Origin of the sequence: Lutibacter flavus (assembly GCF_900188355.1) — a bacterium.
Taxonomy (GTDB): domain Bacteria; phylum Bacteroidota; class Bacteroidia; order Flavobacteriales; family Flavobacteriaceae; genus Lutibacter; species Lutibacter flavus.
This window is the reverse complement of sequence record NZ_FZNX01000002.1, coordinates 500,407-522,051: the sequence shown is the minus strand read 5'-3', so window position 1 is coordinate 522,051 and position 21,645 is coordinate 500,407. Positions and strand designations below refer to the sequence as shown.

The following is a 21,645-nucleotide window of genomic DNA, read 5'->3' as shown; positions in this document are numbered from 1 at the left end:
TTGCAAAATGCAAATATTGTTGGGTAAACATTCCTGTACAACTTATTATAAATCGTTCAAATTTTTTATTTGAACACAAAAACAATTCAGAGTGAAAACAGAATTAATTATACGATCAAATTCCTCTGATATTGATTTTGCCTTATTAAAAGATGGTAGATTAACTGCATTAAATAATGAATCTAACGAAAATAAATTTTCCGTTGGTGATGTATTTTTAGCTAAAATTGGTAAAGTACTTTCCGGATTAAACGCCTCGTTTGTTAACGTAGGTTATGAAAAAGACGGTTTTTTACATTATCATGACTTAGGAGCACAGTTAAAATCATTAAATAAATTTATAAATGGTATCAAAACAGGTAAAATTAAAGATTACACTTTAAAAAACTTTCAACTAGAAAAAGACATTGATAAAAATGGAAGTATAGTTGATGTATTAAAATCAGGTCAAAGTTCATTAGTACAAATTGTAAAAGAACCTATTTCTACCAAAGGACCTCGAATGAGTTCTGAGATTTCAATTGCTGGTAGATATTTAGTTTTAGTTCCTTTCTCTGATCGCGTATCCGTATCACAAAAAATTATGGATCCTTTGGAAAAAGAACGATTAAAAAGGCTTATAAAAAGCATTAAACCTAAAGGATTTGGAGTTATTATTAGAACTGTTGCCGAAAACAAAAAAGTAGCAGAATTAGATAAAGACCTACAAAACTCTTTAGAAAGATGGGTGGTAATGTGTAAAAAGATTAGACAATCTAAGGCACAACAAACACCAATAAAAGTACTAAGCGAATTAAACAGAGCTTCCTCAATTTTAAGAGATATTTTTAACGATTCTTTTACAAGCATTGTAACAAATGATGAAACAATGTATTTAGAAACAAAAGAATATCTTCAAGAAATTGCGCCAGAAAAAGAATCTATTGTATCCTTATATAGATCTAAACTTCCCATTTTTGAGAAGTTTGGTATTGAACGCCAAATTAAAACTTCTTTTGGACGTACAGTATCTATGAGTAAAGGAGCTTATTTAGTAATTGAACACACAGAAGCGCTTCATGTTATTGACGTAAATAGTGGTAACAGATCAAATAAAGCAATGTCTCAAGCAGATACCGCGCTGGAAGTTAATTTAATAGCGGCATCAGAGATTGCTAGACAGTTGCAATTGCGCGATATGGGTGGAATTATTGTTGTAGATTTTATTGATATGCACACTCCAGAACATAGACAAAAACTCTATGATCATTTAAGAAAGGAGATGGCATTCGATAGAACAAAACACAAAATATTGCCTCCAAGTAAATTTGGCTTAGTTCAAATTACAAGACAAAGAGTTAGACCTGAATTAGTAATAAAAACACAAGAACCTAATCCAAGTGGTTTAGGAGAAGTAGAAGCTCCAATTGTAATAATTGATAAAATTGAAGCTGAACTTGACAAACTTATTACTTTAAAAGAGCATAAAAAGATACTACTTAATGTACATCCTTTTATTGCTGCATACTTAAAAAAAGGAATTCCATCGATACAACATAGATGGTTTACAAAATACAAAAAGTGGATTAAAATTTTACCAAGAGATGCATACCAATATTTAAATTTTGAATTCACCAATAATACTGGTGAACCAATTAATTAAATTAAGGCTCATACAATATCTATAAAGTCCTGTTTAAAAGCAGGGCTTTTTTTAAAACCAATACCCAACATTAAAATACCAATATTTCAAATTATGATCAGGTGACCAAGTGTAGTTGATTTCAACTGGGCCTAAGAAAGTATCCAACCCATAGCCTAACATATAACCTGTTTTGGTATTTTCAAAAATCTTTCCTTTATTAAACAAATCCTTTCCAACTCTTGCAAAATTAGCTGTTGCCGAAAAATAATTTTTTGGCAAAAACTCAAATCTTAAAGTTAATCCTGATTTTAAAAAAGAATTCGCATTTAATTCTGCAAAATCATAGCCATAAAAAGGTATAAATGTATTAATAAAATTTTCTCCATAACCTCCAACATTATAATCCAACGCTCTATTTTCATTTTCACCTATAGTAATTCCAGCTTCTGTATTAAAGTGTGCAGTTAATGCATTAAAAAAAGTGTGCGCAAATCCAGCTTTACCTTTTAATTGAGAAAAAGAATTAAAATTATTATTATAATCTGATGAGCTCAAAAACCACCTGAAATCAACATCTAAAAAAGCGCCATTTTTTTGAAAATACTTTTTGTTATAAGTGTCAAGTTTTAAATAAGCTATCAAATTTAGGTAATCCGAATTGTCAAAATTCAATCTTTTATTGCGACTAGCAGTTATATTAGTATTATCAAGAGATGAAATTGTTTCGGTAAAAGCTTTTAAATGTTTATGTTCTCCACCAATTCCAATTGCAAATTTTCTACTGAATACCGTTTGAAAATAGATTTGATTTGTAAAATCTTCATAAACTAAATTTATTTTATTTACGTTGGCATCATCAAAATTAACATTAGAATTAAAACTATTATACCTCGATTTTATTCCAAAACTTGTATAAAAACCATTATCAATAAAATAATTAAAATTATATCTAATATTGTCCCCTAAAATTAAATCTGCTGATAACACATCATTTTTATTTAAAAGGTGTTTTGATGTAGAATTAATTAGTATTCCCGTTTTATATAAATCATCAAAATGAGCTCCTAACTGAAGATAATTGGCTATTCTATGCTCCTTTACTTTCAAACTTAAAACATTACTATCCAACATTTTGTATTGAATATTTTCAAAATTACCAGTTGCAAATAAGTTATTTATACTTTCAATTAATCTATTATAACTAGTTGTATCTTGTTTTTTTAAATTAAGTTTTCCTAAAATATATGCTCTAGTATAGTTCTGATTTCCTTCTATACTTATGTTTTTAATATGATATTTTTGAATTTGATTTGTTTTTATTATTGAAGATCTATGTGATATTTGATTTTTTGCAATAGCTTTAAGTTGATCAAATTTTTCACGAGAAGATCTGTCACCTTCAATCATTATTTCAGATACTTTATCGAAGGAAACTACATTATAATCTGTTAAATCTGGTTTAATGAGTACATCTACATTCTGATATTTAGACTCTAGAGTTTTATACATTTGAAACCCAACAATTTGATTTAATATTTTAACTGCCGAGTCTAAATTTTCCTTTTTATCTAAACCACTTTGAATATCTACACCGATAATTATATCCGCACCCATTGCTTTAACTTCATCTACTGGGAAATTATTTACAATTCCACCATCAGTTAATAATTTTCCATCAATTTCAACAGGAGCTAATAACGTTGGAAAAGATCCACTTGCCTTAACCGCCTCAGGTAAAAACCCTTTATCTAATATTACTTGTTTTCCTGTTTCTAAGTTTGTTGCAATACAAACAAACGGAATTGGCAACTCATTAAAGTTAGTAATATCACCAACATGTTCAGTTAGTTTTGTAAGTAAGTTTAATACATTTTGACCTTCAGAAATTGCTTTTGGAATTCCAACTTTTTTATAAATAATTGGTAATGTTAGCGCATATTTTTCACCACTTTCTTTTTCATAGAAGGGTTTCGATTTTCTTGGTGTTTGGTCGGTTAATATTCTATTAAAATCTATTTTTCTTACTATTGAATCCAATTGAGAAGCACTATAACCAGACGCATATAATGCACCTACGATAGCTCCCATACTTGTGCCTCCAATATAATCTACTCTAATGCCTGCTTCTTCTAAGACTTTTAATACAGCTACATGTGCCAATCCTTTTGCTCCACCACCACTTAAAACCAGACCCACTTTAACATCTTTCTTTTCAGAAACTTCTTGTGAAAAAGAAATTGCTACAGAAAATAAAAACATCAAAATTATAATTTTTCTCACTTTTTTGATTTTTTTTGGTAATGATTAAATACTTTCTTCCCTTTGTCTTTTCCTACTACACTTTCTATCTCTTCAAGAGAAGCTAAACCCACTCTTTTTACCGATTTAAAATGACTTAATAAAGATACAATAGTTTGCTTTCCAATTCCAGAAATATGCTCTAATTCATTTGTAATAGCACTTTTACTTCTCTTATTTCTATGGTGTGTTATTCCAAATCTATGTGCCTCATTTCTTAGTTGTTGAATTATTTTTAAAGTTTCAGATTTTTTATCTAAATACATTGGAACAGGATCTTCTGGATAATATATTTCTTCTAAACGTTTTGCTATTCCGATAATTGCAATTTTATTTCTTAACCCTAAAACATCTAAACTTTTTAATGCTGATGATAATTGCCCTTTTCCTCCATCAATTACAATTAATTGTGGCAATGCCTGTCCCTCGTCTTTTAATCTTTTATATCGCCTAAAAACAACCTCTTCCATAGACGCAAAATCATCTGGCCCCTCAACCGTTTTTATATTAAAATTACGATAATCTTTTTTACTGGGTTTTCCATCTTTAAAAACTACACAAGCTGCAACTGGATTGGTTCCTTGAATATTAGAATTATCAAAACATTCAATATGTCTTGGTTCTTTTGATAAACGCAAATCCTTTTTCATTTGTTCCATAATTCGATTTACATGTCTATCAGGGTCAATAATTTTAATTTGCTTTAATTTATCTTGTCTAAAGTATTTAGCATTTCTAATACTCAGCTCTACGATTCGTAATTTATCACCTAATTTAGGAACAGTTACTTTTAAATTCTCACCTACATCAACGTCAAAAGGCACATAAATTTCCTTTGATTGCGAATTAAATCGTTGGTGAAGTTCTACAATTGCAAGCTCCAATAATTCTTTATCAGTTTCATTTAATTTCTTTTTAATTTCAGAAGTATGAGACTGAATAATTGCCCCGTTAGAAATTTTGAAAAAATTCACATAACTATAACTCTCATCAGAAACAATTGAAAAAACATCAACATTTGTAATTGATGGGTTTACCACAGTAGATTTCGCCTGATAATTGGCCAATAAATCAATTTTTTCTTTGATTTTTTGAGCCTCTTCAAACTCCATTTCTCCTGCATAATACATCATTAAATCTTCAAAGGATACAATAGCTTCTTTAAAATTACCTTTTACAATATTTCTAATAGCTGAAATATCCCTATCGTAATCCTCCTCGGCTTGCAAACCTTCACAAGCGCCTTTACAATTTCCAATATGAAAATCTAAGCACACCTTATATTTTTTTGTTTCAACATTTCTTTCGCTTAAATCATAATTACACGAGCGCAGTTGATACAGCTCCTTGATAAGGTCTAATAATGCTTTTGCTGTTCTTACTGAAGTATAAGGGCCATAATATTCAGAACCATCTTTAATAATATTTCTAGTTAAAAATATTCGTGGAAAACGTTCTTTTTTTATACAAATCCAAGGATATGTTTTATCATCCTTCAGCATTACATTGTATCTTGGTTGGTATTTTTTTATTAAATTATTCTCTAATAACAACGCATCCGTTTCTGTATTAACCACAATGTGCTCTATATCGGCAATTTTTTTAACCAATACTTTAGTTTTACCGTAATCATGATTTTTATTAAAATAGGAAGCAACTCTTTTTTTTAAATTTTTAGCTTTTCCTATGTATAAAATAGTCCCATTTTTATCATAATATTGATAAACTCCAGGCTGATTTGGTAGCGATTTTATTTGAATTTCTAGTTCCAAAAAGATTAAATGATTTGAAAAATAAAAGTACTACTTTTTATATAGATTTCAGTTTTCTTGCAAAAATCTATAGTAATTTAATTTATATACAAATTATTTCTATATTTTTGCGAAATATTAAAATTAGCTGAAATATTTAATCATTTTTTAAATAATTCATAATTTACACTGAAATGAAATATTGGAAAAAATATTCAAAAGAAAAACTGATTAAACGAATTGATTTAGCTTTAGAATCAACGGTAGATTTTCAAAATAGTAATTATTTAGGATACCCTGTTTCTAAACTAGATGAAAATGTTTTTAACACAAGTGGTGCTTTTCTAAACGATTCTCCTTTATTAAAATCCTTTATAGCAAATCCAAATAATATTGGCTGCCATACTTTAGGGAAAAGTGAAGAAGCATTTAAAGGATCCCAAGAACTTGAAGTAGAAGTGATTAAAGTTTTAGCTATAGATATTTTTAGAGCTGAAGAAGAATCTTATGACGGTTATATTGCTACTGGTGGAACAGAAGCTAATATTCAAGCGCTTTGGATTTATAGAAATAAGTTCAAAAAAGATTTTAACGCTACTTTAGATGAGATGGTAATTTTATCTTCGGAAGACACACATTATTCTGTACATAAAGGTTCAAATCTATTAAGTGTTGACACGGTTAGTATTCCTATAGATTTTAATTCCCGAGAAATTATTGCCGAAGAATTAGAATTAATTGTAAAAAAGTTAATCTCTGAAGGTAAAAAATATTTTATGGTGATTTCAAACATGGCTACAACTATGTTTGGATCAGTTGATGATCCAGATCTATATGCTGAAATTTTAACCAAATATAATGTTGAATTTAAAATTCATATTGATTGCGCTTTTGGTGGATTTATTTATCCAATCTCCAATAGAAATTCAACGGTTAATTTCCAAAACCCGAACATATCTTCAATAACAATTGACGCTCATAAAATGTTACAAGCTCCTTATGGAACTGGTATATTTTTGTGCAGAAAGGGCTTGATTGAAAATGTACTTACCAAAGAGGCTCAATATGTAGACGGAATGGATTTAACCATTGTAGGTAGCCGTTCTGGCGCCAATGCAATTGCAGTTTGGATGATTTTATTTAGTTATGGTTATTATGGTTGGTTTGAAAAAATAAGTAAACTCTTATTACGTACCGAATGGTTTTGCACACAATTGGACGAATTAAATATTGAATATTTTAGAAATCCATTTCTTAATATTGTAACCCTTAAGTCTCAATATGTTCCTAAACATTTAGCACAAAAGTATGGTTTAGTACCTGATACCCATAGTGGGAAAAATAGCTGGTATAAAGTTATTATAATGGATCATGTTGAAATTGATGATTTATTAAAGTTTGTTGATGAACTTAAAAAATTAAATTAGTAAATATTAACACATAATAAATTCCAGTTAGTAAAAAAACAACTCCTGCAATTGTACGCATCCATTTTTCAACTTTTGAAATTTTATTGTAAAAAGCGCTAATGTTTCCTGCAGCAAATGCTAATAAATAAGTAAATAAAATAACTGGAAGTCCAGTTCCAAAAGCAAAAATAATTGGTAAATACAAGCCATCAATACTAGAAATAGTCATAGGAATTAACATTCCAAAATACAAAGCTCCGCTATATGGGCAAAAAGCCAAGGCAAATAAAACCCCTATCAAAAAAGAGCCCCACATTCCTTTTGTTGCCAATTTTTCAGCTAGTTTTTGGGTGAAATTAATTTTACCTAAAAAATTTAATCGAATAACATTTAGCATTATTAAACCAATAATAATTAACAGTGGACCTAAATATTTTTCGCCATTTTGCTGAAAAAAACGGGCCACATGAAACTTACTTGCTCCAAAAAATAAAATCAATCCAATTGTTGTATAACTGAATGCTCTTCCTAAAGAATAAATAATTCCACTTAAAAAAACCTTTTTTTTATTAGATATATTTTTTGAAATAAAGGCAGTTGCAGTAATGTTTGTAGCTAAAGGGCAGGGACTAATTGAAGTCATTAATCCCAATAGGAAAGCCGATAGTATTGGAATATTATAAGATTCAAGTAGTTCCTGTAAAAACTCCATTAAATTTTACTCAGTTGTTTTTCAATTCTACTCTTCAATCTTTTTGTAAATTCCGCTGTATTTTTTCCGTACATAAAACCAAACTGCGTTAAATCTATTTGTTTTTCCTCTCCATTAGAAATTACATTTAAAAATAATCCAGTACCAGTTGCTTGAAATTTTTCGGCAAGCTTATAATTATTTTCATCATCAACATTTACTATTTGAAAGCTAATGACACCATCTTTTAATTCTTTTGCAAAATTTGTTTCTAACACTAATTTAGTATTTGATTCAATTGCTTTGCAAGTAATACATCGGTGTGTTGAGTGAAAATCAATTACTTCAATTTTGTTAACCGATTGTCCATAGGCTGAAACAAAAAGCAAACAACATATTACTACTAACTGTAAATTTTTCATTTTGTGAATTTTATAGATTTAAAAAATTATATTAAAAACATAACCTGAAATTATAATGCATAAAGTTACAACAGAAAAAAATATTCCTATTAGTTTTAGTGTCATTACTTTTTTTAATAACATTGCTTCAGGTAAAGAAAGACCAACAACACCCATCATAAAGGCAATTGCAGTTCCAAGTGGTATTCCTTTTGCAACCAATACTTGTACAACGGGTAGCACTCCAGAAGCTCCAGAATACATTGGTACTGCTAATAAAGTTGCTATTGGTACTGCAAACCAATTGTCCTTACTTAAATATTGTTCAAAAAAACCTTCAGGAATATAACCGTGCATTAATCCTCCAATAGCTATTCCTATAATTACATAAGGTAAAATCCCTTTTAAAATAGTTTTGGTTTCATTCCAAATTGAGGGTAAACGATTTTTAAAAGTAGTATGTTCAATTTCAAATTTTTCCGTTTCTTTTTGACTATTTTCCAATACTTGTTGCACCCAAGGAGATAAGTATTTTTCGAGTTTTAATTTTTGAAGGATTACCCCAGAAATTGTTCCCAACAAGACTCCACTAATTACATAAATTATAGTTGTTTTTAAACCGAACAAGCCAATAAACAAACCAATTGCAACTTCATTTACTAAAGGTGAAGTAACTAAAAAAGAAAATGTAACTCCCAAAGGAATACCTCCTTTTACAAAGCCTATAAATAAAGGTACGGATGAACATGAGCAAAATGGTGTAACTGTTCCAAATAATGAAGCCATTAAATATTCAAAACCATAAAGCTTTTTACGTGATAGATAGTTTCTAACTTTTTCAACTGGGAAATAGCTATTTACAATTCCCATAAAAAAAATAACTATAAAAACCAGTAATAATATTTTTACAGAATCAAAAATAAAAAAATGCAATGCTTCTGTTAAATGCTTTCCTTTTTCTAAATTAAAAACATCAAAAACTAACCAATCAGCTAAATGTTCAATCCAATCAAACATATTTTAATTATAATATTTTTTCTTAAGCCATAACGAAACTTTTACCAAAAGAATTAAAACAGGAACTTCAACTAAAGGTCCAATAACTCCTGTAAAAGCTTGTTGAGAATTGATTCCAAAAACTGCAATAGCTACAGCAATTGCTAATTCAAAATTATTTCCAGTAGCTGTAAAAGCAACAGCTGCATTACGTTTATAATCAATACCCATAGCCTTTCCAGTAAAGAAACTGACAAAAAACATAAGTACAAAATAAATTACTAAAGGCACTGCAATCTTTAATACATCAAAAGGAATTTCAACAATTAAGTCGCCTTTTAAACTAAACATTAAAACAATGGTTCCCAATAAGGCAATTAATGTAATTGGTGAAATTTTTGGAATAAATTTACGGTTATACCAATCTTCTCCTTTATATTTTACCAAATATTTTCTACTTAAAAACCCTGCTAAAAATGGAATTCCTAAATAAATTGCAACGCTTTTTGCTACTTCATAAATTGAAATATCCACGTCAAAACCTTCTAATCCAAAATAGGCAGGTAAAACGGTTATAAATAACCAAGCATAAAAACTATAGGTCAAAATTTGAAAAACACTATTTAATGCAATTAGAGTTGCTCCATATTCTCTACTTGCACCGGCTAAATCGTTCCAAACAATAACCATTGCAATGCATCTCGCTAATCCAATTAAAATTAAACCCGACATATATCCTGGTTCGTCTCTTAAAAAGATAATTGCAAGTGCAAACATTAAAATTGGTCCAACAATCCAGTTTAAAAATAAAGACATTGACATTAGTTTAGTGTCTTTAAAAACTGTTGGAATCAAACTATAATCAACTTTAGCCAATGGTGGATACATCATTAAAATTAAGCCGATTGCCAACGGAATATTTGTAGTCCCTACCGAAAGTGAATCAGTTATAGTTCCTATCTGAGGGAATAAATAACCAAGTCCAACACCAATGGCCATTGCTAAAAATATCCATAATGTTAAAAACCGGTCTAAAAATTTAAGTCTTGTTTTCATTTAATTTATCTAATTTGAGAAAAAACATATAACATTTCTGAAGCTATTTGATTACTTCTTTCTTCGTATTTTTCTTCCTGTTGAGGCGTATTATCAAAGGCTTTGGGATCATCGTATTTTACAGGAATTCGCTTATCCGCTCCAGGTATAAAAGGGCATCCAACATCAGCATTATTGCAAGTCATAATAGCTGCAAACTCACTTTTTGGATTGAATTGATCATCGTAAGTTTTAGAAAACCCAATAATAGAAGGTTCATTTTCGGCATATTTAATACTATAAACTGGATTGATTTCTTTTGACAATTTCACAATTTGAAAACCAGCTGAAGATAATGTTTGAGCAGCCATTGGAAACAAAGCCGTAGCTTCTGTTCCTCCAGAATAACAATGCACATTTTTTACCTTAAAATAATGCGCAGCTGTTTGAGCCCAAACTTGCGACAAATGACTTCTTCTGGAATTATGCGTACAAATAAAATTAAGATTTACATTCTTATTACTTGAAACCTTAGATTGAATAAAATCTATTAACGGTTTTAATTCTCCCTTTCTTCCGTTTGAGATTGAATCAATTTTTATCAATGAATCAATTTTATCTTCTATTTTTTGAAATACCATAAATTAACTTTTCTTAACAACAACCAGATTCTTTTTCCTCTGTAGAACAGCAACCGGATTCTATATCTTCATCTGAACAACAAGCATTATTAGCAAAATTATCTACTAAAAATGCTTTCATTTCATCTTTATTTGGCACTCTCCCTTTTATCACAACTTTTTCATCAATAACAATCGCAGGTGTATTCATAACATCGTACATCATGATATCCATAATTTCTGTTACTTTAATTATTTGAGCGTCAATATTTAATTCGTTTACAACATCGGCTACCACTTTTTCTGCACTTACACAGCTTGGACAACCTGTACCTAATACTTTAATTATTTTCATATTCTATAATTTAATATTCTTATTTACACGAAATTTCATTCATATTTTTACTGAAAAACTCATTGAATAACGCCTTTGCTTTTATCCAATTTTCTTGATTTATACAGTATTTAATTTTTGGAGGATCTACAGTTCCTTGGATCAATCCAGCGTCTTTCAACTCTTTTAAATGCTGTGAAATTGTAGATTGAGCCAAAGGTAAAACCTCTAGTAAATCACCTGTATAACAACAACTAGCATCGTCTAAATGATTTAATATTTTAATACGAGTTGGATGCCCCAAAGCTTTCGCAAATTTTGCGATTTCCTCTGTTTCCACTTGATATACTATATTTTCTTTTGTTCTTTTCATAAGTTCATCGCAAATGTACGATTAATATAATTATTTAAAACTATCAATTTTAATTTCTTAATTATAAATTAATCGTGTTTTGGAAATGCCTTTTTATTAAAGACAATCAACAAACCAACTGCAGTAGAAATTGCAGTGTCGGCAACATTAAAAATTGCATTAAAAAAAGTAAAAGGTTTACCTCCCCAAATTGGCAACCAACTTGGTAAATCTCCACTCCAAATTGGGAAATAAAGCATGTCAACTACCTTACCATATAGTAATTCTCCATAAGGCTCACTTGCAAATAAGGTTGCAGTTGCATTTCTTGGCGTATCAAAAATAACTCCATAAAAAACAGAGTCTATAATATTACCCATTGCACCTGCAAAAATAAGTGAAATGGCAACAATTAAAATAGTATGGGCATTTTTCTTAACTGAAGAATAAAGCCAATAACCTATACCAACTATTGCAAACAACCTAAAAATCGTTAGGAATAATTTACCTGTTTTCCCTCCTAACTCAGCGCCCCAGGCCATTCCATTATTTTCAATAAAATGGATTCTAAACCAGTCAAAAACAACTACTTCTTCACCATATAAAAAATTAGTTTTTATATATATTTTACTAATTTGATCTATTAATAATACAGTAATAATAATAAATATAGCTTTCTTCAAATTTAATTTTTTTCTAAGGTGTATTACAAAATGAAGCCAAATAACTAAACTTCAATTTACTTAAAGGTATAATTATTACTGCTGCATATTCTTAGCCTCAATACTTAATGTTGCGTGAGGAACTAATTTTAATCGTTCTTTAACAATTAATTTTCCTGTTACACGACAAATACCATAGGTTTTATTTTCTATACGAACTAAAGCATTTTTTAAATCTCTAATAAACTTCTCCTGACGAATTGCCAAAGCTACATTAGCTTCTTTAGACATTGTTTCAGAACCTTCTTCAAAAGCTTTAAAAGTTGGAGATGTATCATCCGTACCATTATTACTATCGTTTTTAAACGCGCTTTTTATTAATGCCAAATCTTCTTCTGCATATGCTATTTTTTTAAGAATAAGTTCTTTAAATTCAGCTAAATCTTTGTCAGAATATCTATTGTTTTCATTATCGTTCATAACCTTACATTTTTACTATTAGAATTTTGGTGTTTACATCGTCAAAAGCAATTTCCGTGCCTTTTTCTAAAACTTCTTCAAACACCAACTCTTTTGTTAACGTTTCTGTTTTTATATATTGTTCATTTGCCTTAATTGAGCGCTCTAATATATCATTTTTTTGAATAATTAACTTAATTTTGTCAGTAACATCAAAACCAGACTCTTTTCTTAAATTTTGAACCCTGTTTATAAGTTCTCTTGCATTCCCTTCTTTCCTTAATTCGTCGGTAATTGTTACATCTAATGCTACTGTTAAACTACCCTGATTAGCAACTAACCAACCTTCAATATCTTGGGAAGTGATTTCAACTTCATTGAGTGTTAAATTTACAGTTTTTTCATTCACTTTTAAAGAAATTTCACCTTGTTTTTCAACATTTGCTATATCTTCTTGAGTTAGATTTTGAATTGCTTGAGAAACAAACCTCATATCCTTACCAAACTTAGGCCCAAGCACTTTAAAATTAGGCTTTATTGTTTTAACCAATATCCCGGAAGCATCATCAATTAACTCAATTTCTTTAACATTTACCTCCGATTTTATTAAGTTTTCAACAGCTAAAATCTCATCTCTATCTTCCTGATTAAGAACTGGAATCATAATTCTCTGCAATGGTTGGCGCACTTTTATCATTTCTTTTTTACGTAATGATAAAACCATTGAAGATATTTTTTGGGCTTGTTGCATTTTATGCTCCAGCTTACTATCAACCATACTTTCATCGTACTTTGGAAATTCGGCCAAATGTATTGATTCAAAATTTTCTTTTCCGGAAACTGAAGTTAAATCTTTGTAAAGATTGTCCATAAAAAATGGCGCAATTGGAGAGCCTAATTTAGCAACCGTTAACATACAAGTATACAAAGTTTGATACGCTGAAATTTTATCATGCTGATAATCACCTTTCCAAAAACGTCTTCTACTTAAACGCACAAACCAGTTACTTAAATTTTCACCTACATAGTCCTGAATTGCACGCGCCGCCTTTGTAGGCTCATATTCTTCATAGAATTTTTCCACATTTTTAACCAATGTATTTAATTCAGATAACACCCAGCGATCAATTTCTGGTCTGTCTTCAATTGCAATGTCATCTTCAGCATATGTGAAATTATCTAAATTGGCATATAATGCGAAGAAAGAATATGTATTATATAATGTTCCGAAGAATTTACGACGAACCTCATCAATACCTTCAATATCAAATTTTAAATTGTCCCACGGATTTGCATTTGAAATCATATACCAACGCGTGGCATCTGCTCCGTATTTATCCATTGTTTCAAACGGATCAACAGCGTTCCCTAAACGTTTCGACATTTTTTTACCTTCCTTGTCTAACACCAATCCATTAGAAACCACATTTTTATAGGCAACAGAATCAAAAACCATTGTTGCAATTGCGTGTAACGTATAAAACCATCCACGAGTTTGGTCAACTCCTTCAGCTATAAAATCGGCTGGAAAAAATTTATTATCGTCTATTAGTTCTTTATTTTCAAACGGATAATGCCATTGTGCATATGGCATAGAACCAGAATCAAACCAAACATCAATTAAATCGCTTTCGCGTTTCATCGGCTGACCTTTTGGTGAAACTAACGTTATGGCATCTACAATATTTTTATGAAGATCTATTTTATCATAGTTTTCTTCACTCATATTTCCAACTTCAAAATCAGCAAAAATATCAGCTTCCAAGAATCCTGCTTCAACTGATTTTTTCATCTCAGCTTTTAATTCTTCAACAGAACCTAAAATAATTTCTTCAGCACCGTCTTCTGTTCTCCATATTGGTAAAGGAATTCCCCAATAACGAGAACGCGATAAATTCCAATCGTTTGCATTTTTTAACCAATTTCCAAAACGCCCTTCTCCGGTTGATTTTGGTTTCCAGTTAATTGTATTATTTAAATCGAACATTCTATCACGCTTATCAGTCACTTTAATAAACCAAGAATCTAACGGATAGTATAAAATTGGTTTATCTGTTCTCCAACAATGCGGATAACTGTGTCGGTATTTTTCTACGTGAAAAGCTTTGTTTTCTTCTTTTAATTTAATTGCAATATCAACATCCATTGAGCGCTCCGGCTCTTCTCCTTCATTGTAATATTCATTCTTCACATATTTACCAGCATATTCACCCATATGTTTGGTGAATCTTCCTTGTAAATCAACCAAAGGAACTGGATTTCCATTGTCGTCTAAAACTAACATTGGCGGAACTTCAGGTTTTGCTTGTTTAGCAACCATTGCATCATCTGCACCAAAAGTTGGAGCAGTATGTACAATTCCTGTACCATCTTCCGTTGTTACAAAATCTCCTGCAATTACTCTAAATGCATTTTCAGGATTTTGATACGGAAGTGCATATGGCAATAATTGTTCGTATTTCGCCTCTAATATATCTACTCCTTTAAATTCTTGAATTACAATAAATGGAATTTTTTTATTGCTTTCTTTATATTCAGAAAGTAATGATTCTTCTTCAACAGCAAAGAATTTTTTAGAGAACTGTTTTTCTACTAAATTCTTAGCTAAAATTACATTTATTGGTTCAAAAGTGTATTGATTAAAAGATTTAACTAAAACGTACGCTATCTTTTTCCCTACAGTTAAAGCCGTATTTGAAGGTAAAGTCCAAGGAGTTGTTGTCCAAGCTAAAAAGTGAATATCTCCATCTATATTTTGTAAAAAATCTGGTAATGTATTTTTTATAGCTTTAAATTGTGCAACAGCCGTTGTATCTGTAACATCTTGGTATGTTCCAGGTTGATTTAATTCGTGAGAACTAAGACCTGTTCCAGCTTTTGGTGAGTAAGGCTGAATTGTATACCCTTTATAAATTAGCCCTTTTTTATACATTTGAGCTAACAACCACCATACTGTCTCCATATATTTTGACTTGTAAGTTACATAAGGATCTTCCATATCAACCCAGTAACCAACACGTTTTGTTAAGTCATTCCAAACATCTGTATAACGCATTACCGCTTTTCTACAAGCGTCATTATATTCTTCAATAGTAATTTTTTTTCCAATATCTTCCTTGGTAATTCCCAGTTCTTTTTCAACACCTAATTCAATTGGTAATCCGTGTGTATCCCAACCTGCCTTACGCTTAACTTGGAACCCTTGCAACGTTTTATATCTACAAAAAATGTCTTTAATTGTACGTCCCATCACATGATGAATACCTGGCAAACCATTTGCAGAAGGCGGACCTTCAAAAAATATAAATGGTTTATTTTCATCTCTTGTTGTTATACTTTTTTCGAAAATAGATGAAGTCTCCCAAAAAGTCAAAGTCTCTTCTGCTACTTTAGTGAGATTCAATCCTTTATATTCTCTAAATTTTTTGCTCATTTTTACCCTTAAATCAATTAGTTTGCGAAATTACGTATTTTCTTGAAAATATCATTGTTATAAAAGGCAAAAAAATGACAGTTTAAAACCAATGAATTCAGAAGAATTATTTTAAGTTTACATTTATAATTATTTTTATTGAAATATGGTTCAACAAATTATATCTAACTCCTTCAAAAAAGCAAAAATAATTCCTTTAAATTGTGATTCTAAATTTATTATTTTTAGTGATTGCCACAGAGGGGATAACAGTTATACCGATGATTTTACACATAACGGAACTATTTATTACCACGCATTACGAGATTATTTTAACGATGATTTTACCTATATTGAGCTAGGCGATGGTATAGAATTATGGGAGAATAGCGATTTTAATGAAATTTTTAAAGCTCATAAAAATAATTTTTTATTGTTGCGCGAATTTCATTTAAAAAACAGACTGCACATGTTATGGGGAAACCATGATATGGTTTTAAGAAAAGATAAAAAAGTAGCTAAACTTTTAGGCTCCTATTTTGATGAAATAAATTCGACTAAAAAGGATTTACTAAAAGGATTGACTTATAATGAAGGAATTATTTTGGATGTTGAGGGTTTTGATAAAAATATATTTCTCATACACGGTCATCAAGCAGATTTTTTTAATTATGTTTTATGGAAATGGAGTCGGTTTTTAGTCCAGTTTTTATGGAAACCTCTTCAAATTATTGGGATAAAGGATCCAACAAGTCCAGCAAAAAATTATAAAGAGTTAATAAAAGTTGAAAGGCGTTTAAAAAAATGGATCTTAGCAAATAACAACCAAATGATTATTGCGGGACATACTCATAGACCAAGATTTCCAGAACCAAATGAATTACCATATTTTAATGATGGAAGTTGTGTACATCCTCAATCAATTACAGGAATTGAAATAGCTGATATGCAAATTTCATTAATTAAATGGCATACTATTTCTAATGAAGATGGAACACTTCAAATAATTAAAACTGTTTTAGAAGATCCTCAAGATATTGCATCCTATTTAAAATAAAAAAACACCTAAAAAAAGGTGTTTTTTACAATCTTGTGGGGTTGAATATAATTTGGGGTTTACCTATTTAATACTAGTATTATTAACTAACTATTAATATGACACTTAATTATTTATGAAGTCACATTATTAAATATATTTTAAAAATATGTCAAAAAAAAGCGCCTCAAGAGAGACGCTTCACTAATCTTGGGGTCTACATTTAAACTTTGAGGTTTAAATAATCCCTTTAACTAATCACTAACCAATTAATAAGACACCACATTTTTTAATTGGTCACAAAAAAATAAAAAAATTACATTCCTCTTTCTTTTTGAATATGTTCGTATGCTTTTTGCACTTGTTTAAATTTATCTTCGGCACCTTTAACATGCTCTTCACCTAAATGTTGCAATTTATCAGGGTGGTATTTTTTAACCATTTTTCTATAGGCTTTTTTAACCTCATCATTAGATACCGTTTTTTCAATCTCTAAAATTCGATAGGAACTATCTGAACTATCATAAAACATAGCTTTTATAGATTCAAAATCTTGCTGACTTATATATAAATAACCTGCTATTGTTTTAATAGAATGAACTTCTGTTACGCTAACAATACCATCAGCTTTTGCAATTCCAAAAAGAAAATGTACCAATTGTAACCGTGAAGCATGCGTCATATTTTGACGAATTTGCATGCAAATTTGTCTTGTAGAAACGTTGTTGTTTTTTATAAAACCATTAAATAATTTAAAAGCATGGCTCGCCCTTTCTTCACCATACATATTTTTAAAATGATTTCGTACATAAGACAACTCCCGTTGATCAATTTTACCATCTGCTTTTATAATAACAGCAGATAATAACAGCAAGCTAATTTCAAAATCACCAGATTGCGAATTACTTCCTGATGTTCTATAAGTTCTTGCTCGTTCAACATCCTCTGTGGTAAAACCATCAATAAAACTACCAACTACATATCCTAATACACTTCCAATTGGCCCTCCAAAAGTAAATCCTAATCCAGCGCCAAGCCATTTTACAAAATTTCCCATAATTTATTTTAGTGCTGCAAAGATAATTGAATTATTAGTACGCCCTAAAATTAGCAATGTTACAGTTGTTAAAATATTTATAAACTTTTTTATGTTTCCAATAATTAAATTTCCTGTTTAGTCTTTTCATATTTAATCCGTTATATTTGCACCATTATAATAAAGTATAACTAAAAAAATAAAATATATGTATCCACCAGAATTAGTAAAACCAATGCAGCAAGAATTAGAAAGTGCAGGTTTTACATCATTACATACAGCACAAGATGTTGAAGAAGCCCTAAAAAAAGAAGGAACTACATTAGTTGTAGTTAATTCTGTTTGTGGTTGTGCCGCAGGTACTGCTCGTCCAGGAGCAGTAGTTTCATTACAATTTGATAAAGTTCCAACCAATTTAGTAACTGTTTTTGCAGGAGTTGACACTGAAGCTACTACTGCTGCCCGTGACCATATGGTTCCTTTTCCTCCTTCATCCCCTGCAATTGCTTTATTTAAAGATGGAGTATTAGTTCATATGCTTGAACGTCATCACATTGAAGGAAGACCTGCTGAAGTTATTGCATCTAATTTAGCTGCAGCTTACGACGAATATTGCTAAAATATTTTGTTAATTTTATAGTTAAATATCAAAACTATTTAAATTAAGGTTATGAAAGTATTTAAACATATTATAAAAACGATTGTCTTTATGGCAATCGTTTTTAGTTGTTCAAAAAACTCTGAACCTAGTCAAGAAGAAGAAAAGCTTGAATTATTAAATTTAAAAAATGAAATTGAGCAAATTATAAATTCAGAAGATTGTTCAGAAACGACTACTTGCGAATTTATTGCATTTGGCAGTAAACCTTGTGGCGGTGCTTGGAGTTATTTAGTCTATAGCAGCAATATTAATGTTGCTCTATTAAAAGAAAAAGTGAATTTTTATAATAAACTTGAAAATGAATACAACATAAAATGGAATATTATTTCTGATTGTATGGCTGTTTCACCTCCTTCGAATGTTGAGTGTATTAATGGAAAATGTATCGCAATTTTTTAGTTTATAAAGTCCAACCTTTTCTATATTCTCTTCTTACAAATTGATTGGCATCCTCAAAATTAGTTATTCTCATATTAACACCGTCCCATAATAATTTTTTACGCCCTGGATAACTATAACCGTTTCCTCTTTTCTCACGTAAATTATAACTTCTAATTGCCAAATTCCCCATTAAAATAGACTCCGTTAATGGCCCTGCAAAATCAAAAGAAGATGTTAATTCTCTATGTTTAGAGCTTCCAAATCCATCTTTACATGCTTCAACCCAAAAAGTTGGATGTCCATTTTCTGGCAAATTCACAAGCTCATTTTCTGAATCACCTTCAATAATTTCACCTGAATTTAAATATAATTTCGGATTTCTACCGTAAGTTCCGCAGGTAATAATTCCTTCTTTACCTATCATAATAACTCCATTTGAACTATCATCATCACCAATTGAGTGATCCGCAGGAATTAACTCCGGATGAAATGGTCTCAAGCCTCCATCTGTCCAATTCATTTTGACTTCACAAGCATTTTTTTCACTTGCCGGAAATTTGAGCTGTGTTCGCGAAGAAGGCGGACAAGATTCTGGAAAATAATCTGGTACCCAATCCTTTGAATAAATTGCACCAATACTGCTTTCAACTTCTGTAGGATATCCTAATCCTAAAACTCTAAATGGAGGGTCTATTAAATGACATCCCATATCTCCTAATGCTCCTGTTCCAAAATTCCACCAACCTCGCCATTTAAATGGATGATACAACGGATGATAATCTACCCATTTTGCCGGTCCAACCCAATTATCCCAATCCAAACCGTTTAACATTGTTGGTTTATCCGTTGGGGTTGGAATTCCTTGTGGCCAAACGGGTCTGTTTGTCCACACATGAACTTCACTAACTTTTCCAATAGTTCCGGCATTAAACCAATTTTCCATGGTTTTTACGCCTTGACCTGAAGCTCCCTGGTTTCCCATTTGGCTTACTATATTATATCTATTTGCAGCCTCTGTTAGAAATCTTGCTTCGTGAATACTATGCGTTAAAGGTTTTTGAACATACACATGCTTATTCATTTGCATGGCTGTATGTGTAATTACTGCATGTGTATGATCTGGTGTTGACACTGTTACCGCATCAATATCAGTCATTTCATCAAATAACCTTCTAAAATCTTTATATCGTTTTGCCTTCGGAAATTTTTCAAATGCATTTGCAGCTCTTTTCCAATCAACATCACAAATTGCCGCAATATTTGAAGCTCCTTTATTCCAAACATTAACAGCGTCACTATAACCTTTACCTCCACCACCAATTACAGCAACATTTAATTTATCACTTGGTGCTATAAATCCACGTCCTAAAACAGCTCTAGGTACTATTGAGATTCCGGCAGCCACAATTGCTGTTTTTTTAATAAATTTTCTTCTACCCTTATTTGTATTAGATTTCATAATTTTTTAATTTAAAAAATCATCTGTCTTTATATAAGCATCAATTACAGCTAATTCGCCTTCTTTTCCTTGTAGTGAATTGCCATGTTCCATTCCTAAAATACCTTTATACCCTTTTGAATGAATAAACTTAAAAATATTTTTATAATTGATTTCTCCCGTTGTTGGCTCATTTCTCCCTGGATTGTCTCCAATTTGAAAATAAGCAATTTCATCCCAAGTTTTTTCAATATTAGGTAATAAATTTCCTTCTTGAATTTGTTGATGATAAATATCAAATAAGATTTTACAAGAAGGGCTATTTACAGACTTACAAATTTGAAATGCCTGCGGACTTTCAGTTAAAAAAAGACCTGGATGATTGTAAAAATTCAATGGTTCCAGAACCATTACTAAATTATTTTTTTCTAATATTTCAGAAGCATACTTTAAAGATTCAACAACATTTGCTGTTTGGTAATTTAGATCTAACCTTAAATCTAAATGCCCTGGAACAACTGTCATCCAAGTAGCATTTACTCTTTTTGCTACTTCAACTGAGTTTATAATATCCGTTAAAAATTCTTTGCGATGTGATGAATCTCCACTAGCAAAACTCGGTTTGTTCCAATAAATTTTATGAGCAACAAAAACACCCATTTTTATATTGTTCTTTAACAAACACTCACCCATTTTTTTCTGTAACTCAACAGGTCTGTTTCGCATTTCATTATCTTCAAACGCTGTAAATCCCTGATTAGCCATAAAATTAATTTCATCTATAGGATTTTCTCCAGAATGATTTTTAAACATTCCAATATGCGGAGCATAATTTAAATTAAATGCTGGTTTTGAATCTATTTTTTTTTCAGAAATAAGACTCATTGCATTTAGTCCAACAGATCCCAAACCTGCAACTGATGCTAAAGCAGTAGTTTTTTTAATGAATGATCTTCTTTCCATACTTTATTGTAAAATATTTGAAGGAATGTTAGTTATAAGACATAATTTTATCTCTTTGTAATAAAGCTCTGCTCTCTAAGACTGTA

At 30.4% G+C, this 21,645-nt stretch carries 20 protein-coding genes; 5 read left to right on the top strand and 15 right to left on the bottom strand.

Annotated features, from left to right (window positions below; translation table 11 throughout):
- Positions 1-91: 91 nt before the first annotated feature.
- A complete protein-coding gene (locus CHB63_RS08495) occupies positions 92-1,642 on the top strand; it encodes an Rne/Rng family ribonuclease (protein WP_089378024.1) in 1,551 nt (516 codons plus the stop codon).
- A gap of 51 nt (positions 1,643-1,693) precedes the next feature.
- Here the strand turns inward: CHB63_RS08495 and CHB63_RS08490 are convergent, their stop codons facing one another.
- A complete protein-coding gene (locus tag CHB63_RS08490) occupies positions 1,694-3,904 on the bottom strand; it encodes a patatin-like phospholipase family protein (protein ID WP_089378023.1) in 2,211 nt (736 codons plus the stop codon).
- The gene (uvrC, locus tag CHB63_RS08485; protein WP_394335313.1) at positions 3,901-5,694 is read right to left on the bottom strand and encodes an excinuclease ABC subunit UvrC; all 1,794 of its coding nucleotides are present in this window, start codon (positions 5,692-5,694) and stop codon (positions 3,901-3,903) included. The genes CHB63_RS08490 and uvrC overlap by 4 nt, the downstream gene beginning before the upstream one ends.
- A gap of 173 nt (positions 5,695-5,867) precedes the next feature.
- Between uvrC and CHB63_RS08480 the strand changes: the two genes are divergently transcribed.
- Complete coding sequence (locus CHB63_RS08480; protein ID WP_089378021.1) at positions 5,868-7,100, top strand: pyridoxal phosphate-dependent decarboxylase family protein; 1,233 nt, start codon at positions 5,868-5,870, stop codon at positions 7,098-7,100.
- Here CHB63_RS08480 and CHB63_RS08475 read toward each other — a convergent pair.
- The 10 genes from CHB63_RS08475 to ileS form a co-directional block, all read right to left on the bottom strand.
- Positions 7,084-7,794: an aromatic aminobenezylarsenical efflux permease ArsG family transporter gene (locus CHB63_RS08475; protein ID WP_089378020.1), complete on the bottom strand. Its 711-nt coding sequence runs from the start codon at positions 7,792-7,794 to the stop codon at positions 7,084-7,086. The genes CHB63_RS08480 and CHB63_RS08475 overlap by 17 nt on opposite strands.
- Positions 7,794-8,195 (bottom strand): nitrophenyl compound nitroreductase subunit ArsF family protein, encoded by a 402-nt coding sequence (locus tag CHB63_RS08470; RefSeq protein ID WP_089378019.1) that lies wholly within the window; start codon positions 8,193-8,195, stop codon positions 7,794-7,796. The genes CHB63_RS08475 and CHB63_RS08470 overlap by 1 nt, the downstream gene beginning before the upstream one ends.
- 18 nt (positions 8,196-8,213) lie before the next feature.
- Complete coding sequence (locus CHB63_RS08465) at positions 8,214-9,191, bottom strand: permease (protein WP_089378018.1); 978 nt, start codon at positions 9,189-9,191, stop codon at positions 8,214-8,216.
- A 3-nt stretch (positions 9,192-9,194) separates the two neighbouring features.
- On the bottom strand, positions 9,195-10,226 hold the full coding sequence (arsB, locus tag CHB63_RS08460) for an ACR3 family arsenite efflux transporter (protein ID WP_089378017.1): 1,032 nt from the start codon (positions 10,224-10,226) through the stop codon (positions 9,195-9,197).
- A gap of 5 nt (positions 10,227-10,231) precedes the next feature.
- Positions 10,232-10,846: an arsenate-mycothiol transferase ArsC gene (locus tag CHB63_RS08455; RefSeq protein ID WP_089378016.1), complete on the bottom strand. Its 615-nt coding sequence runs from the start codon at positions 10,844-10,846 to the stop codon at positions 10,232-10,234.
- Between the two features lie 13 nt (positions 10,847-10,859).
- Complete coding sequence (locus CHB63_RS08450; protein ID WP_089378015.1) at positions 10,860-11,180, bottom strand: thioredoxin family protein; 321 nt, start codon at positions 11,178-11,180, stop codon at positions 10,860-10,862.
- A 19-nt stretch (positions 11,181-11,199) separates the two neighbouring features.
- Positions 11,200-11,532, bottom strand: a complete 333-nt coding sequence (locus CHB63_RS08445; protein WP_089378014.1) for an ArsR/SmtB family transcription factor — start codon at positions 11,530-11,532, stop codon at positions 11,200-11,202.
- 68 nt (positions 11,533-11,600) lie between these two features.
- Entirely contained in the window at positions 11,601-12,194 is a 594-nt protein-coding gene (locus CHB63_RS08440; protein WP_245856864.1) for a lipoprotein signal peptidase, read from the bottom strand.
- A 75-nt stretch (positions 12,195-12,269) separates the two neighbouring features.
- Complete coding sequence (locus CHB63_RS08435) at positions 12,270-12,653, bottom strand: TraR/DksA family transcriptional regulator (protein ID WP_089378012.1); 384 nt, start codon at positions 12,651-12,653, stop codon at positions 12,270-12,272.
- Between the two features lie 4 nt (positions 12,654-12,657).
- Positions 12,658-16,065 (bottom strand): isoleucine--tRNA ligase, encoded by a 3,408-nt coding sequence (ileS, locus tag CHB63_RS08430; RefSeq protein ID WP_089378011.1) that lies wholly within the window; start codon positions 16,063-16,065, stop codon positions 12,658-12,660.
- 145 nt (positions 16,066-16,210) lie between these two features.
- Here ileS and CHB63_RS08425 point away from each other — a divergent pair, with 145 nt between their 5' ends.
- Positions 16,211-17,101: a metallophosphoesterase gene (locus CHB63_RS08425; protein WP_089378010.1), complete on the top strand. Its 891-nt coding sequence runs from the start codon at positions 16,211-16,213 to the stop codon at positions 17,099-17,101.
- A 295-nt stretch (positions 17,102-17,396) separates the two neighbouring features.
- On the opposite strand, the gene CHB63_RS08420 is transcribed toward CHB63_RS08425, so the two are convergent.
- On the bottom strand, positions 17,397-18,137 hold the full coding sequence (locus CHB63_RS08420) for a TerB family tellurite resistance protein (protein WP_089378009.1): 741 nt from the start codon (positions 18,135-18,137) through the stop codon (positions 17,397-17,399).
- Between the two features lie 187 nt (positions 18,138-18,324).
- Here CHB63_RS08420 and CHB63_RS08415 point away from each other — a divergent pair, with 187 nt between their 5' ends.
- Positions 18,325-18,735 carry a BrxA/BrxB family bacilliredoxin gene (locus CHB63_RS08415; RefSeq protein ID WP_089378008.1) on the top strand — a complete coding sequence of 137 codons (411 nt, stop codon included), beginning with the start codon at positions 18,325-18,327 and terminating at the stop codon, positions 18,733-18,735.
- 51 nt (positions 18,736-18,786) lie between these two features.
- Positions 18,787-19,176, top strand: coding sequence for a hypothetical protein (locus tag CHB63_RS08410; protein ID WP_141107288.1), 390 nt, complete (start codon positions 18,787-18,789; stop codon positions 19,174-19,176).
- A gap of 1 nt (position 19,177) precedes the next feature.
- Here CHB63_RS08410 and CHB63_RS08405 read toward each other — a convergent pair whose 3' ends face one another.
- Both CHB63_RS08405 and CHB63_RS08400 read right to left on the bottom strand, forming a co-directional pair.
- Positions 19,178-20,617, bottom strand: coding sequence for a Gfo/Idh/MocA family protein (locus CHB63_RS08405; protein ID WP_089378006.1), 1,440 nt, complete (start codon positions 20,615-20,617; stop codon positions 19,178-19,180).
- Positions 20,618-20,623: 6 nt separating this feature from the next.
- Positions 20,624-21,559, bottom strand: a complete 936-nt coding sequence (locus CHB63_RS08400) for a hydroxypyruvate isomerase family protein (RefSeq protein WP_089378005.1) — start codon at positions 21,557-21,559, stop codon at positions 20,624-20,626.
- Positions 21,560-21,645: the final 86 nt, after the last annotated feature.